Here is a 16,627-nt window from a genome sequence, read left to right as displayed (position 1 = left end):
GCGCTGACGCGATCCTGGTCGGGCACCTCGATTGGGAAACCAACGAGCCGGGCTGGCATGCGGTTTGGCGCCTGCCACTTGGTACAGAAGACACCAAGTGGGGAGGTTGCTGGCGTAAATTTCGATGCTGCCTTCCGCAACGCGATCGGAGGTGCAGCCAAGCGCATGCGGCCGAGCAATTAGTGCGGGGTCCATGACATTGCGCGGGAGATTGCATCGTCGCTCACCGCAGCGCCGAATACGGCCCTACCTGCCGCTCAATCAAGCCAGATGTAATCGGGGCAAGCGTCTGCGGTCATCCATCCCGCAGCCAGACCAGCATCTCTCCGGGCTCGCGGTTGTCCCAGGCGAAATAGGGGATTGCGGTCAGGCGCGTCTCGACCTTGGCCGGCGGTTCGGAACGATAGAGCCCGTCCTGCCAGTCGTCGCCGGCATCGCCTTGCGCCGTGCCTGAAAGCGTCACCACGCCGCCGAGCAGGCCCGGCTGGTCATGCGCCTCGATGCCGGCCGTGCGGGGCAGGGTCAGGCGATGCAGCCGGGTGTCATTGTCTGATGCCTCGACGCAGTAGATCAGCGGCCCGCGCGACAGCGCGACGCGGCCGGCATCCTGCCGTACTTCGGGATTGGCGTAGAGCCGCTCGATCGGCATTTCGAGGTCGAGCCGGATACGGTCGCCCTTTGTCCAGTTGCGCCGGATCGCGGCGTAGCCGTCGCTGGTCACATCATCGAGGTCGACCGCCTCGCCATTGATCTCGAGCTTGGCCGTGGAGCTCCAGGCCGGCACCCGCAAATGCAGCGTGAACTCTACAGGCGCCTGCGGCTCGACCGTGATCTCGACGGCGCCATCCCAGGGATAGCGGCTCACCTGCGTCAGCGTGACCGGCACGCCCGATATGTCGAAGCGGGCGGTGGAATCGCCGTAGAGGTGAACCGCTAGTGCATCGTCCGCCATGCTGTAGAAATAGCTGCCGATCGAGGCGACCATGCGCCCGACATTGGGCGGGCAGCAAGGGCAGCGGTGCCATTTCCATCTGTTGTGCTTGCCCCGGCTTTCCAGCGGGTTCTCGTAGAAGAACAACGAGCCGTCGAGCGACAGGCCCGAGATCGAACCATTGTAGAGCGCACGCTCCATCATGTCGGCGTAGCGGGCGTTCGGCCCCATGCCGAGCATGCGGCTCGCCCAGAACACCAGCCCGACCGATGCACAGGTCTCGGCATAGGCGGTCTCGTTGGGTAGGTCGTAGTCGCTGGTGAAGCCCTCATTGTGCGCCGAAGGCCCGAGCCCGCCGGTGATGTAGAGGTTCTTGGTGGTGAGGTCGTCCCATAGCCGGTCGAGCGCCACCCGCAAGCTGTCGTCGCCATATTCGGTGGCGATGTCGGCCATGCCCGAATAGAGATACATGGCCCGCACCGCATGGCCGACGACCTTGTCCTGCTGGCGCGCCGGGATATGCGACTGGCTGTATTCGTAGGTCTTGAAATGATAGGCCTTCGGGTCGGCGCCGCGGGCGCGGGCCTCCTCGTCGAAATAATGCGGCTGCTGCCCGCGCTGGTCGATGAAGTATTTGGCCAGCTCCATGTACTTATGCTCGCCCGTCACCCGTGCCAGCTTGACCAGCGCCAGCTCGATCTCCTCGTGGCCGCAATAGCCCTTCTTCTTGCCAGGCTCGGGCCCGAGTACCGAGGCGATGTGGTCGGCATAGCGGCACATGATGTCGAGCAGCTTGCGCTTGCCGGTCGCCTGGTAGTAGGCGACCGCGCCCTCGATCAGGTGGCCGGCGCAATAGAGCTCGTGGCAGTCGCGCAGATTGGTCCAGCGCTTACCGGGCTGGATGCGCTGGTACCAGCTGGAGAGATAGCCGTCCTCCTGCTGCAGTCTGCCGTACATGTCGATGACGGCGTCGATCTTCTTCTCCAGTTCGGGGTTCTTGCGCCGGTAGAGCGAATAGGCCGCGGTCTCGATCGTCTTGCCGAGATCGGAATCCCAGAACATCTGCGTGGTCACCGTCGAGCCGGTGAAGCCGGGGGAGGCGGCCTCGTCGGGCGAAGGCGAGTGGAAGGGAATGACGACACCGGGCGAGGGGCGGTCGGGGTCGATCTGCTCCAGCATGCGCGCCTCCACGCAGCGGTCATAGAGGATGTCGGCGGTGCGCGTCGCGACCGCCTCGGCGCGGTCGCCCCAGAAGCCGCGCACGTTCACCTGCGGCACCGGCAGCGGGCGGAAGGCGAGCTTCGGCTTGGCCGTGGTGGCAGGCCGGGGGGGTGGCGATGCGGTCATGAACTTACTCCATTCGATCGATTACTTGACGGCCCCGGCCATCAGGCCGCGGATGTAGAAGCGCTGCAAAGCCAGGAACAGGATCAGGCACGGCACCATCATCACTGTGACGCCTGCCTGGACAGCGCCCCAGTCGATGGCGCCGAAGCGGCCCGACTGAAGCGCCGTCATCATCACCGGCAGCGTGAATTTGGACTGGTCGGTCATCAGCACCAGGGCTGCGAGGAACTCGTTCCAGGCGCCGAGGAAGGCAAACAGCGCGATGGTGACGACGCCCGGCCAGACCAGTGGCAACATCACCTTTACGAGCATGGTGGCATTGCCGGCGCCGTCCATGCGGGCGGCCTCCTCGATCTCGCGCGGCACCGCGTCGAAGGCGTTGCGCATCATGAAGATCGAGAATGGCAGCTGCAGCGTCACATAGACTCCGACCAGGCCGGTCAGCGTGTTGTGCAGGCCAAGCTTGGTCAGGACCAGGAAGATCGGCGTCAGGATCGACTGGAACGGGATCATGATCGTCGACAGGATGAGGACGAAGAACAGGTCCTTGAACGGAAACCGAAACCGCGAAAAGCCGTAGCCGGCGAGCACGCTGACGACGACCGACAGTATGACGGTCATCACCGAGACGTAGATGCTGTTCTGCGCTGAGGCCCAGAGCCCGTCGCCGAAGCTGTTCAACGTGGCGTAGTTTTCGAGCGAGAAGCCGGTCGTCGGCCAGGGCGGCAGCGGCGGCAGGCGGGCCTCCTGCGCCGGCTTGAGGGCCGACAGCACCGTCCACACGATCGGCGCCACGAACAGCACCGAGGCAATAATGCCGGTCGAGTGCCTAGCCAAGCGCGCGGTGAGCTTGCCTCTGCCTGACATCGCCTGCGCCATCAGTCGAGCCCCTCGGGCTTGCGCAGCAGCCAGAGCTGGACGAGGCTGAGCGCCACCAGGACCACCAGCAGCACCATCGAGAGCGCGGCGCCGTAACCCAGCTTGAATGAGACGAAGGACTGGTTGAAGATCCAGTACACCGCCGTCAGCGTCTGGTTGCGCGGGCCGCCGCGCAGGATGATGTAGAACTGGTCGAAGGCGAGGATCGAGCCCGCCACCGACAGGATCAGCGCCAGCGCCAGCGTGCGGCGCATCAGCGGCAAGGTGATCGCCCGGAACCGGGCGAACGGCCCGGCGCCGTCGATGACGGCCGCTTCCTGTAGGTCCTGCGGGATCGACTGCAGGCCGGTCATCAGGATGATCATGGTGAAGCCGGCGACCTTCCACACCACCATGGCGATGATCGACCAGAAGGCCGGTTGGAAGGTGGCGAGCAGGTTGAACTTCTTGTCAATCAGGCCGAGATCGTAGGCGGCCGGGCTGAACAGGCCGGAATCGACGTTCAGGAGCCACGACCAGAGCAGGCTCGCCGAGGCAAAGCCGACCACCGCCGGCATGAAGAACATGGTGCGGTAGAGATTGGTGAACGGGCGCTGCCGCTCGATGAAGATCGCCAGCGGAAAGGCGACGGCGAAGATCGCGATGGTGACGACCACCGTGTAGTAGCCGGTGAACTTCAGCGCATTCCAGAACCTGGTGTCGCGCAGGATCGCCCAATAATTGTCGAGGCCGATGAAGGAGTGCTCGCCCATCAGCGGCCAGTTGTGCAGCGACATCCACGCTGTCATGCCGAGCGGAATGACAAAGAACAGCATGACGAGCGCCACCGCCGGCGCGACGTAGAGCAGGCCGATCCATTGCCGGCGCCCGGCACCGACGAGTTTGCGGGCGCGGGGCGGGGCGGTGGTGGTGGTTGCGATGGAGGTCATGGCTTGCCCGTTCTTGCGTCGGATCCAATTGGCCGTCTGACCTCCCCCTTGTGGGGAGATCGGACCGCAGGGAGGGGGATTGGCGCAGACCCCACCCCGCTGCTTCGCAGCGACCCTCCCCACGAGGGGGAGGGTAAGGAGCAGGCCGGCCACCCGCCCAGGGAGACAGGCGAGCGGCCGGACAGGCGCCTACTTCTGCGGCGCCTGGTCGATGATCGACTGCATGGTCTCCTGCGCGTTTGCTATGGCCCCATCGACATCGTCGCCAAAGAACACCTCGTTGATCATCTGCGTCCACGGGCCGTTGGCGGAGTTGATTAGGTCGTTGAACACCACCGAATAGGGCGTCTTGCCCTTGGCCATGGCTTCGGCGGCGATCTGGTAGCGCGGGTCGAGATCCCTTAGCGCGTCCTTGGCGATGTCGCCGCGCACCGGCAACGAGCCATATTTGGCCAGGATGGTCTGGCCCTCCAGCGAATAGGCGAAGTCCAGGAACTCCTTCACCACGGCGAGTTTCTTGGTGCCCTTAGTGACGACGAAATTGTCGCCGCCGGCAAAAGACGACCAGTTGCCATCCTTGCCCGGCAGGAAGGTGACGCCGTAATCGACATTGGGATATTGCGTGTTGAGCGCGCCGATGGCGAAGGCGCCGGAGGGCGAGATGCCGATATTGCCGGCGGCGAAGGCGGCAAAGAAATTGGCGCCGGTGTCGGTCTGGGCGCCCGCCGGCACCAGATCCTTCTTGACCATCAAGCGGTAGAGATCGATGGCGCCGCGCAGCTGCGGGCTGTCGAGTGTCGCCTTCGAGCCGTCCTCCGACAGGATGTCGCCGCCCGAGGCCCAGATCAGCGGCGTGAAGGTGAAGATATTGCAGCCGCCGCAATTGCCGGAGAAGTAGAAGCCCTTGATGTTGCCGCCAAGCGCGTTGACCTTTTCGGCGTCGGCTTCGATCTCGGCCCAGTTGGTTGGGCCTTTCTCGGGATCGAGGCCGGCCTGCTTGAATAGCTTCTTGTTCCAGATCAGCACCGAGGCGTCGGCCGAGAAGGGCAGGCCGTAAATATGGTCCTTGTAGGTACCGGTCTTCACATGCGCCGGCGACAGGCTGGCGAAATAGGGCAGGGATTTCGCCCAGTCGGTGATGTCCTCCAGCTGGCCGGCGGCCGCGAAGGAGGGCGTGTAGATCAGGTCGAGCGACAGCGCGTCGGGCGCCGTGCCGCCGGCGGCCGCCGCGCCATATTTCGGGATGATCTCGGCATTGGGGATGATGTCGAGCTTGACCTGGTCCTTGTGCGCCTTGTTGAAGGCGTCCACGATCCTCGGCATGAAGTTCGAGCCGTCGGCACGCACCCAGATGTTGGCGGTCTCGGCGGCGGCAAATTGCAGGCCGCAGCCCAAAGCGGCAGCCGTCAGGGCCAGTTTGGCAATCAAAGTCCTCATGTTCTCCTCCTCCACATTTGGCCGCGATGCGCGGCTTGCCGCCGATCGCGGCGTTTCGTTCTTCAGCCGTCTTTCTCATCATCCGGCAGGCGGCCGCAGGACTGCCGCATCACCAGCCGGCACGGCAGTTTTCGAATGCCCGGCGTGGCGGGCTTGCCGCCGACCAGGGAAAGCAGGGTCAGCCCGGCCTCGCGGCCCAGCGCTGCCAGGTTCATGTCGACCGAAGTCAGCGGCGGGCGGGTCGCCTCCGCCACGATCTCCCAATTGTCGAAGCCGATGACGCCGACATCATTAGGCACGCCGAGGCCTCGTTCGCGCAGAGCATCGATGACGCCGCGCGCGATCTGATCGTTGCCGCAGAAGACGGCGTCCGGCCGCTCGCCATTGGTGTCGAACAGTTTTGCCACGGCCTCATGCCCCCAGGCTTCCGACCAGGTGCCGAGCAGCGGCTCGATGACAGGCAGGCCGTTCTCGATCAGCGTGGCGCGATAAGCCTGCGCCCGTTCGTGCACCACGGCAAAGCTCGCCGGGCCGGTGACGTGGGCGATGCGCTTGCGACCGAGCCGGCAGAAATGCTCGACGGCCAGCCACGCGCCACCGGCATCGTCGGAAACGAAGGCGACGGCGTCGGGATCGGGCTGGGTGAAGGCGTAGATCACCGGGATGCGCAGGCTGGAGAGGTCGACGGGCAGATGGCGGTCTATGCGCTTGCCGGTGGCGATGATGCCGTCGACGCGCTTGTCCAGCATGGCTTCGACATGGAGCTGGCCGAGGCGCGGATCCTCCTCGACATTGCACAGAAACACCGAGACGCCGGCGTCGACCAGTGAGTCCGATATGCCCGACATCAGGGGCAGCGAGAAGCGGCCATAGGTGTCGTTGGTGAGCAGGCCGACGGTGAAGGAGCGACGCCTCAGCAGACTCTGCGCCAGGCTGTTGGGCCGGAACCCCAGGCTGCGCGCCGTGTCGCGGATGCGCTCGCGGGTCTCGGCGGTCATTCGCCCCTGGTCGTTGAGCGCCTTGGAGGCGGTGGCGACGCTGACGCCCGCCTGGGCGGCCACGTCACGCAAGGTGACGGGTTTGGGAAAGACGGGAACTGGCGGAACGTCCGATGCCATCGCGGCGAGATTCCCTAGTTGGGAAAACGTTTTCTCTTATTGCCCGAAAGAACGCCCGGCACGCGGCCTAGCCCGATCGGAAATCTTGGAAAAACCTTTTCTCAACTCAAGGCTAGGCCAGATTGGGTGAGCGTTCAAGGGGAAAAGTGGTGAGGATCAAGTTGGGCGCTTTAGGGTCGAATTCTCCCACAAATATTTTCGAGCGTTAGCGCTGCCCCTCACCTGTCTGCCGGCATCCTCTTCAATCAGCTTTAGCAAAATAGTTGCGCGGCCCCACCTCGCCGTCAATCTATCGAGCCAATCTCGCCTGTGTCGTTTCAGGACGCCGCCCTGGCACCCATCTTGCACGACCTTTTCATCTTGGGAGAAGATGGAATGGGTTTATTTAATCGCCTGCTCGACAAGGATCTGACCCTGCAGTGTCCGAGCTGCAGAGCCAAGCTGGTTAGGAAGGGCTCCTGGGTCAAGTCCGTCGCGATATTCACATGCGAACGGTGCGGTGAGAAGGTACGGCTTTCTTACAGCGAGAAGCTTGAGATTTTTAGGCGGGGCGCCTTCAACTGACTGGGCCTAATATGCGCCAGCGGCTTGGTAGACATGAGCACGCGCGGCGTCAATTTTCGAGACAAGTGGCTAACCAGCAACCTGTCTGGCCTTGCCAGTTCCGACGTAATTCTGCACCGGTTCCCGCTGGGAGTTGAGCAGCACGATGCGGCCGTAGAGAACAGGGCCGTCGTCCGTGAGCATCGGGTAGCTAGAGAAGGTCAAGACGCAATCTGTCCCCGAGCGATGTTCCAGGCGGATTCGACGTGCTGCCTTGCTGCCACTTCGGCTTCGTCAGGCCTGCGCGATCGGATGGCATCCATGATTTTATTCATTTCGGCGATCGCCGGCTTGCGCCTGTTTGCGGAAGCGATCGTCATCGACCGCAGCTGGTTGATTCGCACATTCAGTCCGCTCACGATCTCCCACGCGACGCGCTTGTCCGCCGCCTCGAATAGCGCTTCGTAAAATTTCGTTGTCGCCCGCATCACCGCCGGCGGCTTGCCTGACGCCCACGCCTCGATCAGGTCGGCCAGGGCATGCTCTAACGTGGCCAGTTGCTCGTCGGTAGCCGACATAGCGCAGGCGCGCGCGGCGATACCTTCGAGCAGCGCCCGGAGTTCATAGATCTCGTCGGTGCGGCCGAGATCCGGCTTTGCCACGGCCGGCCCATGGCCCGGTATCATCTGCACCAGGCCCTCGGCCTCCAACTGGCGCAAAACTTCGCGCACGACAGAGCGGCTGACGCCGAGCTGATCGCAAAGCGGCCGCTCGACTAGCCTTTCGCCCGGCTGGAAATGGAAATCCATGATCGCCTCTCGCATGCGCTCCAGTGCCAGTGTTCTCAAGGTCTTGGCGCTGCGGTCGATGCGAAGCGTGTCGTCCGACATGTGAGGTCTCCTGCCTCGCCACAAAAACAGATTCCATGGCTGGTTGACAAGCATCTTGGCGCTCCATAGCATGGTATACCATAAGATCATACGGGAAACCGCCTGGTTTCACCCCGTCACCCGACCCGAGGATCCCATGCAGCCTGCCATTCGCAAGATCGTCACCTACACCGAGAACACGCTGATCGAAGGCGGCAAGGCAGCGCCTCGGCCGATGCGTCTGATCGGTGTCGCGGCAGTGCTGACCAATCCTTGGGCCGGACGCGGATTCACCGACGATCTGTCGCCCGAAATCCGCGCCTGTGCGCCCGTGCTGGGAGAGACCCTGACCCGCGAAATCATCGCCATCGCCGGTTCGGGCGACGCCATCGAGGGCTACGGCAAGGCCGCCATCTGCGGCACGTCGGGCGAGATCGAACACGCTTCGGCAATGATCCACACGCTGCATTTCGGCAACCATTATCGCCGCGCGGTTGCCGCCAAGACCTATCTTGCCTTCACCAACCTGCGCGGTGGCCCGAACACGCCGATCATGATCCCGCTGATGGACAAGAACGACGAGGGTCGGCGCTCGCACTACCTGACGGTGCATTTCCAGATCGGCGACGCACCGGCACCGGACGAGTTGGTGGTGGCGCTCGGCGCCTCGATCGGCGGCCGGCCGCACCATCGTATCGGCGACCGATACCACGACCTCAAGGAAGTGGGCGACCTGCATGGCTGACGCACCCGCATCGGCATGGGCTCGACAGGGTACGGCGCCTGACGGCACCGGCTTCATCCGAGCCGGGTCGGGCGCCCCGGTGCTGTTCATCCACGGCGTCGGCATGAACGCCGCGATTTGGCAGCCGCAGATCGAACGGATGGCCGGTAATTGGGATGTAATCGCCATCGACATGCTCGGCCATGGCCAATCGCCGCTGCCGCCACCGGGGCCAGAACTGACCGACTATGCCGACCAGGCCCTTCGGCTGCTCGACCATCTCGGCCTCGAAACCGTGTCAGTCGTCGGCCACTCCATGGGCGCGCTCGTTGCTCAGGAACTGGCCCTGCGGGCACCCCAGCGTATCAGCCGCATCGTTTCACTCAACGCCGTGTTCCGGCGTCCACCCGATCTGGCCCACGCCGTTCGCGAACGCGCCGCCGCCCTTAACCGCCGTGACGACGCTGCCGGAGCTGCCCAGACCATCGCCCGGTGGTTCGGAGACCCGGTGCCCTCGACGCTTGCGGCCGCTGCCAAAAAGACGGCATTGGCCCTGAACGAGGTCGATCCGGAAGGCTACGCACGCACCTATCGCCTGTTCGCTCGCGCCGACGGCGACCAGGCCGAGCGTTTGCAGACCCTTGTCATGCCGGCCCTGTTCATGACCGGGTCCGAGGACAGGAACTCATCGCCGGCAATGTCGGCGGCCATGGCACGCCTGGCGCCGCAAGGCCGATGCATCGTACTTGCCGGCGAACGCCACATGATGGCGGTCGCCGCACCGGACCGCACCACACGCCACATCGTCGACTTCCTCGAAGCGGCGGAGCAAGGAGACGGGACAGTGACTTCTGGTTTCGACAGCGGCGACTTCCGCCGCGCGCTCGGCTCCTTCCTTACCGGCGTCACCATCGTCACCACGATCGGGCCCGAAGGCGAGCCACGCGGCTTCACAGCCAACTCCTTCACCTCGGTGTCGCTCGACCCGCCGCTCGTACTCGTCTGCATCGCCCATAAGGCCTTGGGCCATCCCGTCTTCGCCACCTCGAAGAGCTTCGCCATCAACATCCTCAACGAGGATCAGAAGGCGGCATCCGGCATCTTCGCCTCGAAAGCGGCCGACAAATTCGCCTCCGTCGCCTGGCGTCCAGGTCAGACCGGCAGTCCGTTGCTGGACGGCTCGGTCGCGGCCTTCGACTGCGACATGGAGCGGCTGGTCGACGCGGGCGACCATTCGATCCTTATCGGCCGCGTCCGCCATTTCGAGCACAACTCCTCGCAGCCTCTCGGCTACTGCCGCGGCGCCTATATCGCACCCGGCCTCAGCCAGGAGGCGCTCGCCGCCACTCAGCCCGGCACCGATGTCGGCGCGATCCTCGAAAATGGCGGCAGGGTTCTGTTCGTGGAAACGGCGGACGGCTTCGAACTGCCGCGCGGCCGGGGATTGGGCTCGGCCGGCGACGGCAAAAGCCTCCGTGGGCTGCTTGCCGCCAAGGCTATCGAGGCCCAGCTCGGCTTCCTCTTCGCCGTCTGGGACGACGCTGGCAATTCGGCGCGCACGCACGTCTATTATCGCGGCACGTTCGACGTGCCCGCCTCCAGCGATCGTGGCGTCCGGCTGGTCGACATCGACGCGATCGGCAACTTGAAGATCGCCGATCCGGCGGTTCGTTCGATGCTTGCCCGCTATGTCAGGGAATGCACGCAGGACGCCTTTGGCGTCTATGTCGGCAATGAGATGGAAGGCGAAGTCCGGCCGCTAGGCAAAGCGCCTATGTCCGCTCCCTCCAATACAGGTGACCACAGATGAAATTCTCGCTCTTCGTGCATATGGAACGGTCGGATCTGGCCAAGCCGCATTCCGAACTGGTGAGCGAACTCGAGGAATTGGTCCTGCAAGCAGAGCAGGCCGGCTTCGAGACGGCCTGGATCGGTGAGCATCACGGCATGGAATTCACCATTTCGCCGAACCCGTTCATCAACATCGCTTATCTGGCGGCCAGAACGAGCCGCATCCGTCTCGGCACGGGCACGATCGTTGCGCCGTTCTGGCATCCGATCAAGCTTGCCGGCGAAGCGGCGATGGCCGACGTCATCAGCGGCGGCCGGCTCGACATCGGCATCGCGCGCGGCGCCTACAGTTACGAATATCAACGTCTCTTCCCAGGGCTCGACGCCTGGGGCGCCGGTCAGCGCATGCGGGAGATGGTACCCGCCATCCGCGGTCTGTGGGACGGCGACTTCGAAGTCTCCGGCGAGTTCTGGTCGTTCCCGCCGACCACCTCCTCGCCCAAGCCGCTGCAGAAACCCTATCCGCCGATCTGGGTGGCGGCGCGCGACCCGAACTCGCACGATTTTGCCGTCGCCAACCACTGCAAGGTCCAGGTGACGCCGCTGGCCTCCGGCGACGACGAGGTGGCGACCCTGATGCAGCGCTTCGACACCGCCTGCGACGCGCACCCCGACATCGCCCGGCCGGATATCATGCTTTTGATGCATACATTCGTCGCCGAGGACGCGGCCGATGCCGATCGCCTCGCAGAGGACCTGTCGACCTTCTATTGCCAATTCGGCGCCTGGTTCCAGAACAAGAAGCCGGTGCATCAGGGTGTGCTCGAGCCGTTGGCGCCGGACGAGATCGCCGCGATGCCGCAATACGCGCCCGACAAGATCCGCCAGAATCTGGTGATCGGCGAAGCCGACGAGGTCATTGCCCGGCTGAAAGCCTATGAGGCGCTCGGCTACGACCAGTACTCGATCTGGATCGACAGCGGGCTCTCGCACGAACGCAAGAAGAAATCGCTGCAACTGTTCATCGACCGGGTGATGCCGGCCTTCCTTTGATCGCGAGCCCATGACCGACGCCCTGTTCAGGAACTTCATCGACGGTCGCTTCGACGAGCCGTCCGTCACTTTCGACAGCATCGATCCGTCGACCGGCGCGCTATGGGCCAGGATGCCGGCGGCGAGTGAAGCCGATGTCGACCGCGCCGTCGAGGCAGCGCACCGCGCGCTGCGCTCGGGCCCGTGGGCGGCGATGACCGCCACCGCGCGCAGCAAACTGCTGGTCAAACTTGGCGACCTCGTCGGCGCCAATGCTGGACGTCTTGCCGAACTCGAGACGCGCGATACCGGCAAGATCATTCGCGAGACGCGTGCCCAGATCGCCTATGTGGGCGATTACTACCGCTATTATGGCGGGCTCGCCGACAAGCATGAAGGCGCGCATGTGCCGATCGACAAGGCGGACCTCGACGTCACCATCCGCCACGAGCCGATAGGCGTCGTTGCCGCAGTCGTGCCGTGGAATTCGCAGCTCTTCCTCTCCGCCGTCAAGCTCGGCCCGGCGCTCGCCGCCGGTTGCACGGTCGTGGTCAAGGCCTCCGAGGACGGCCCGGCGCCGTTGCTCGCCTTCGCCGAACTCGTCCAGCAGGCCGGCTTTCCCGAAGGCACCGTCAACATTCTCACCGGCTTCGGCCAGGATTGCGGCCGCCGCCTGACCAGCCATCCGCTGGTCTCGCGCGTCGCCTTCACCGGCGGCCCGTCCACGGCCCGTGCGATCGTCAGGAACACGGCGGAAAATCTCGCCTATACGACGCTCGAGCTCGGCGGCAAGAGCCCGGTCGTCGTCTTCGCCGATGCGGATCTCGACAGCGCCGCCAACGCGGTGGTGGCCGGCATTTTCGCGGCGACCGGCCAAAGCTGCGTCGCCGGCTCGCGGCTGCTGGTCGAAGGTTCGGTGAAGGACGAGTTCCTCGCCCGGCTGAAACGCAAGGCCGAGGCGATCAGGATCGGCGATCCGCAGGACCCGGCCACCGAAATGGGTCCGCTCGCCACGCAACGCCAGCGCGATTGGATCGAGAAGATTGTCGCGGAAAGCCTTGCTAAGGGCGGCAAGATGATCACCGGGGGCACAAGGCCTGCCATCGGCACCGGCTTCTATTACGCGCCGACCATCATCGATGCCGGCGACAATGACCTGCCCTGCGTGCGCGAGGAATTGTTCGGACCTGTGCTGAGCGTGCTTGCCTTCGACACCGAGGCTCAAGCCTTGGCCCTCGCCAACGACACGCCCTTCGGGCTGGCTTCGGGCGTGTTCACCAGCAGTCTCGGCAAGGCGCACCGCATGGCGCGCGACATCCATGCCGGCGTGGTCTGGGTCAACACCTATCGCGCCGTGTCGCCGCTGGTTCCCTTTGGCGGCTACGGCCATTCCGGGCTTGGCCGCGAGGGTGGCCTCGATGCCATCAGAGATTACACGCGCTCGAAATCCGTCTGGATCAAGACGTCGGACGAGCCGATCCCGGATCCCTTCGTCATGCGCTGAGGAGTGCAGGACAAAGGTGCACTGAGAAAAACAAGAACAGACCAACAGAGGAGAATGAAATGAAACTGATTTTGACCGGCATTCTGGCCGGACTGCTCGCGGCGACCGCCGCCAAGGCCGATGAGATGGCGTTCACCAGCTGGGGTGGCACAACGCAGGAAGCGCAGACCAGGTCCTGGGCTGCGCCCTTCGAGGCGAGCTCCGGCATCAAGGTGCTGCAGGACGGGCCGACCGACTACGGCAAGTTGAAGGCCATGGTCGACGCCAAGAACGTCACCTGGGACGTCGTCGACGTCGAAATGGACTTCGCCATCAAGGCTGCCAAGGACGGGCTTTTGGAGCCGATCGACTTCGCGGTCGTACCCAAGGCCGATCTCGATCCGCGCTTCAGCAACGAGCATGCCGTCGGCAGCTTCTACTATTCCTTCGTGCTAGCCTGGAACAAGGAGGCAGTCTCCGGTGAACCGGCCAGCTGGGCCGACATGTTCGACACCAAGAAGTTCCCCGGCAAACGGACCTTCTATAAATGGTCGGCGCCGGGCGTCATCGAGATCGCGCTGCTCGCCGACGGCGTGCCAGCGGACAAGCTCTATCCGCTCGATCTCGACCGCGCCTTCAAGAAGCTCGACACCATCAAGCCGGATATCGTCTGGTGGGGCGGTGGCGCGGAGTCGCAGCAGCTGATTGCCTCCGGCGAGGCTGCCTTCGGCCAGCTCTGGAACGGCCGCGTCTTCGCACTGCAGCAGGACGGAACCGATGTCGGCGTCTCCTGGAACCAGAACCTCACCGCCGCCGACGTTCTCGTCGTGCCGAAAGGGGCGAAGAACAAGGATAGCGCCATGAAATTCCTGGCCGCGGCCACCAGCCCGGCCGGCCAGGCGAAATTCGCTGAGGCCAGCGGCTATGCGCCGATCAATACCAAGGCCAAGGCGGAGATGCCGGCCGATGCGGTCAAGGCCTTGCCCGACGCCCATGTCGACGGCCAGATCAACCTCGACATGAACTACTGGGCCGAGCACCGCGACGAGATCGCCACGCGCTGGTACGCCTGGCAGACCAAATAGCGCCACAGAAACCGGCGGGGCGCGGGAACCGCGCCCCGTTCGGGCAACCGGAACCTGCCGATGCAACGAACTTCTCTCAAACGCGGCGCCATTGCCGGCCTGCCGGCCGGCAGCGGCGGCGCCTTGCCGGCCCTGGTTCTGGTCGGCCTATTCTTCGTCGTGCCGGTCGTCGCCCTTTTGCTGCGCAGCGTCACTGATCCCGAACCCGGGCTGCAGAACTACGCCGCGCTGTTCGGCAGCGGAACCTATGTGCGGGTGTTCCTGAACACCTTCTTGGTCGCCGCAGTCGTCACCGCCGTTACCATCGTGGTGGCGTTTCCAGTCGCCTGGATGCTGGCGATCATGCCGCCCGCCTTCGGTTCGCTCGTCTTCGGCATCATCATCCTGTCGATGTGGACCAACCTTCTCACCCGCACCTATGCCTGGATGGTGCTGCTGCAACGCACAGGGGTGATCAACAGGGCGCTGATGGGGCTGGGCATCATCCATGAGCCGCTGCCGCTGATCAACAATCTCACCGGCGTCCATCGGCATGGTCTACATCATGCTGCCCTTCATGATCCTGCCGCTGGTCGGCACGCTGCGCGCCATCGACCCGATGACGCTGCGTGCCGCCGCCCTTTGCGGGGCAACGCCGTTGCAGGCATTCCGCCGTATCCTGTTGCCGCTGTCGCTTCCTGGCATCGCTGCTGGCGGGCTGATGGTCTTCGTCATGTCGCTTGGCTATTTCGTGACGCCAGCGCTACTCGGCGGCACGTCCAACATGATGCTGGCCGAGATGATCGCCCAGACGGTTCAGTCGCTGCTCAACTGGGGGCTCGGTAGTGCCGCCGCCTTCGTGCTGCTGGTCATCACCATGGCGCTCTACGCGCTCCAGCTTCGTCTGGTCGGCGCCAAGCGCCCCGCCGGAGGGCTCTGACATGCTGCTCGACTATGACAGGCTCGGATGGCTGCGCGTGGGGCTTGCCGGCTTCACCGCGCTTGTCGCGGCCTTCCTGTTGTTGCCGGTGGTCTTCATCGTGCTGTTGTCGTTCGGCTCCTCACGCTGGCTGGCCTTCCCGCCGCCCGGCTGGACGCTGAAATGGTACGAGCAACTGCTGGCCGACCCGACCTGGATCGATGCCGCGCTGACCAGCGCAAAAATCGCCGCCATGGCCGCCATCCTCGCCGTCGTCATCGGCCTGTTCGCGTCCTTCGCTTTGGTCCGGGGTGAATTTCACGGCCGGCAGGTCCTGCGCGGGCTGCTGCTGACGCCCATGGTGCTGCCGGTGGTCGTATTCGCCATCGCCGTCTACGCTTTCTTCCTGCGCATCGGTCTGGCTGGCACCACGATCGGCTTCGTCATCGCGCACACGGTCCTGGCACTGCCCTTCGCCATCGTTCCGATCACCGCCGCTCTCGAGGGCTTCGACAAATCCATCGAGGATGCGGCCATCGTCTGCGGCGCCAGCCCGCTGCAGGCGCGGCTGCGGATCACCTTGCCCTCGATCCGGATCGGCATCTTCTCGGCGGCGATTTTTTCGTTCCTCGCTTCATGGGACGAGGTCGTGGTGGCGATCTTCATGGCGAGCCCGACCTTGCAGACCTTGCCGGTGAAGATCTGGGGCAGCCTGCGCGCCGACCTCAGCCCTGTCGTCGCCGCCGCCTCCAGCCTGCTTGTCGGCCTGACCATGTGCCTGATGATCGTGACCGCACTCCTGCGAAGAAAATTGTCCAGATGACCCGTCCATTCCTGTCCATACGCGCGGTGAGAAAGACATTCGGCGCCTTCGTCGCCGTCCATGATGTCACCATCGATGTGCCCAAGGGCGAATTCTTGACCTTCCTCGGGCCGTCCGGCTCCGGCAAGTCGACCACGCTCTACGCGATCGCCGGTTTCCAGGACCCGACCTTCGGCGACGTCCTGCTGGAAGACAAGTCACTGCTTTCAGTGCCGTCGCACAAACGCAACATCGGCATGGTCTTCCAGCGCTACACGCTGTTTCCGCATCTGAGCGTTGCCGAGAACGTCGCCTTTCCGCTGCGTGTGCGCGGCCGCCCCGACGCCGAAGTGAAAAAGAAAGTCGCCGACATGTTGGCGCTGGTGCGGCTGGAGAATTTCGCCGGCCGCTATCCCGGCGCGCTGTCGGGCGGCCAGCAACAGCGCGTGGCGCTTGCCCGCGCGCTCGCCTACGATCCGCCGATCCTGCTGATGGACGAGCCGCTGTCGGCGCTCGACAAGAAGCTGCGCCAAGAGATTCAGGCCGAGATCCGCCGCATCCACCGTGAGACCGGCGTCACCATCCTCTATGTCACCCACGACCAGGAGGAGGCGCTGCATCTGTCGGATCGCATCGCCCTGTTCAAGGAAGGCCGCATCGAGCAGATCGGCACCGGCGAGGACCTCTATCTCAGGCCGGCCAGCGAGTTCGTCGCCGGCTTCATCGGCAACTCGAATTTCTTGGTCGCCGAGCATCTGG

13 protein-coding genes and 1 pseudogene are annotated in these 16,627 nt (G+C 64.3%); 8 read left to right on the top strand and 6 right to left on the bottom strand.

The features are described from left to right. Window positions 1–295: 295 nt before the first annotated feature. From C7I87_RS11085 to C7I87_RS11055, 6 genes are all read right to left on the bottom strand, one after another. On the bottom strand, window positions 296–2,278 hold the full coding sequence (locus C7I87_RS11085; protein WP_149904250.1) for a glycoside hydrolase family 127 protein: 1,983 nt from the start codon (window positions 2,276–2,278) through the stop codon (window positions 296–298). Window positions 2,279–2,299: 21 nt separating this feature from the next. Then, the gene (locus C7I87_RS11080) at window positions 2,300–3,157 is read right to left on the bottom strand and encodes a carbohydrate ABC transporter permease (RefSeq protein ID WP_149904249.1); all 858 of its coding nucleotides are present in this window, start codon (window positions 3,155–3,157) and stop codon (window positions 2,300–2,302) included. Continuing rightward, on the bottom strand, window positions 3,157–4,086 hold the full coding sequence (locus C7I87_RS11075; RefSeq protein ID WP_149904248.1) for a carbohydrate ABC transporter permease: 930 nt from the start codon (window positions 4,084–4,086) through the stop codon (window positions 3,157–3,159). The genes C7I87_RS11080 and C7I87_RS11075 overlap by 1 nt, the downstream gene beginning before the upstream one ends. A 189-nt stretch (window positions 4,087–4,275) precedes the next feature. Beyond that, a complete protein-coding gene (locus C7I87_RS11070; RefSeq protein WP_149904247.1) occupies window positions 4,276–5,523 on the bottom strand; it encodes an ABC transporter substrate-binding protein in 1,248 nt (415 codons plus the stop codon). 62 nt (window positions 5,524–5,585) lie between these two features. Further along, entirely contained in the window at window positions 5,586–6,641 is a 1,056-nt protein-coding gene (locus C7I87_RS11065) for a LacI family DNA-binding transcriptional regulator (protein WP_149904246.1), read from the bottom strand. A gap of 764 nt (window positions 6,642–7,405) precedes the next feature. Then, window positions 7,406–8,074, bottom strand: a complete 669-nt coding sequence (locus C7I87_RS11055; RefSeq protein WP_149904244.1) for a GntR family transcriptional regulator — start codon at window positions 8,072–8,074, stop codon at window positions 7,406–7,408. A 136-nt stretch (window positions 8,075–8,210) separates the two neighbouring features. Here C7I87_RS11055 and C7I87_RS11050 point away from each other — a divergent pair, with 136 nt between their 5' ends. From C7I87_RS11050 to C7I87_RS11015, 8 genes and pseudogenes are all read left to right on the top strand, one after another. Next, window positions 8,211–8,798: an amino acid synthesis family protein gene (locus tag C7I87_RS11050; RefSeq protein ID WP_149904243.1), complete on the top strand. Its 588-nt coding sequence runs from the start codon at window positions 8,211–8,213 to the stop codon at window positions 8,796–8,798. After that, window positions 8,791–10,587, top strand: coding sequence for an alpha/beta fold hydrolase (locus tag C7I87_RS11045; RefSeq protein ID WP_149904242.1), 1,797 nt, complete (start codon window positions 8,791–8,793; stop codon window positions 10,585–10,587). Before C7I87_RS11050 ends, C7I87_RS11045 begins: the two co-directional genes overlap by 8 nt. Next, window positions 10,584–11,621 carry an LLM class flavin-dependent oxidoreductase gene (locus C7I87_RS11040; RefSeq protein WP_149904241.1) on the top strand — a complete coding sequence of 346 codons (1,038 nt, stop codon included), beginning with the start codon at window positions 10,584–10,586 and terminating at the stop codon, window positions 11,619–11,621. Before C7I87_RS11045 ends, C7I87_RS11040 begins: the two co-directional genes overlap by 4 nt. Window positions 11,622–11,631: 10 nt before the next feature. Continuing rightward, window positions 11,632–13,104 carry an aldehyde dehydrogenase gene (locus C7I87_RS11035; protein ID WP_149904240.1) on the top strand — a complete coding sequence of 491 codons (1,473 nt, stop codon included), beginning with the start codon at window positions 11,632–11,634 and terminating at the stop codon, window positions 13,102–13,104. 59 nt (window positions 13,105–13,163) lie between these two features. After that, window positions 13,164–14,168: an ABC transporter substrate-binding protein gene (locus tag C7I87_RS11030; protein WP_149904239.1), complete on the top strand. Its 1,005-nt coding sequence runs from the start codon at window positions 13,164–13,166 to the stop codon at window positions 14,166–14,168. A 60-nt stretch (window positions 14,169–14,228) separates the two neighbouring features. Beyond that, a pseudogene (locus C7I87_RS11025) lies at window positions 14,229–15,087 on the top strand (ABC transporter permease). Window position 15,088: 1 nt separating this feature from the next. After that, window positions 15,089–15,889, top strand: coding sequence for an ABC transporter permease (locus C7I87_RS11020; RefSeq protein ID WP_149904238.1), 801 nt, complete (start codon window positions 15,089–15,091; stop codon window positions 15,887–15,889). Then, the coding region (locus C7I87_RS11015; protein ID WP_149904577.1) for an ABC transporter ATP-binding protein at window positions 15,886–16,627 on the top strand (742 nt) is incomplete at its 3' end. The genes C7I87_RS11020 and C7I87_RS11015, both read left to right, overlap by 4 nt.

Source organism: Mesorhizobium sp. SARCC-RB16n (genome assembly GCF_008520305.1).
Lineage (GTDB): Bacteria > Pseudomonadota > Alphaproteobacteria > Rhizobiales > Rhizobiaceae > Mesorhizobium.
Note: the sequence above shows the minus strand (reverse complement) of the source record. Positions and strands in the feature narration are given on the sequence as shown.

Bases quoted from the DNA above. Each gene is read 5' to 3' on its own strand.
- C7I87_RS11085 (WP_149904250.1), bottom strand. From the start codon at position 2,278: ATGACCGCATCGCCACCCCCCCGGCCTGCCACCACGGCCAAGCCGAAG.
- C7I87_RS11080 (WP_149904249.1), bottom strand. From the start codon at position 3,157: ATGGCGCAGGCGATGTCAGGCAGAGGCAAGCTCACCGCGCGCTTGGCT.
- C7I87_RS11075 (WP_149904248.1), bottom strand. From the start codon at position 4,086: ATGACCTCCATCGCAACCACCACCACCGCCCCGCCCCGCGCCCGCAAA.
- C7I87_RS11070 (WP_149904247.1), bottom strand. From the start codon at position 5,523: ATGAGGACTTTGATTGCCAAACTGGCCCTGACGGCTGCCGCTTTGGGC.
- C7I87_RS11065 (WP_149904246.1), bottom strand. From the start codon at position 6,641: ATGGCATCGGACGTTCCGCCAGTTCCCGTCTTTCCCAAACCCGTCACC.
- C7I87_RS11055 (WP_149904244.1), bottom strand. From the start codon at position 8,074: ATGTCGGACGACACGCTTCGCATCGACCGCAGCGCCAAGACCTTGAGA.
- C7I87_RS11050 (WP_149904243.1), top strand. From the start codon at position 8,211: ATGCAGCCTGCCATTCGCAAGATCGTCACCTACACCGAGAACACGCTG.
- C7I87_RS11045 (WP_149904242.1), top strand. From the start codon at position 8,791: ATGGCTGACGCACCCGCATCGGCATGGGCTCGACAGGGTACGGCGCCT.
- C7I87_RS11040 (WP_149904241.1), top strand. From the start codon at position 10,584: ATGAAATTCTCGCTCTTCGTGCATATGGAACGGTCGGATCTGGCCAAG.
- C7I87_RS11035 (WP_149904240.1), top strand. From the start codon at position 11,632: ATGACCGACGCCCTGTTCAGGAACTTCATCGACGGTCGCTTCGACGAG.
- C7I87_RS11030 (WP_149904239.1), top strand. From the start codon at position 13,164: ATGAAACTGATTTTGACCGGCATTCTGGCCGGACTGCTCGCGGCGACC.
- C7I87_RS11020 (WP_149904238.1), top strand. From the start codon at position 15,089: ATGCTGCTCGACTATGACAGGCTCGGATGGCTGCGCGTGGGGCTTGCC.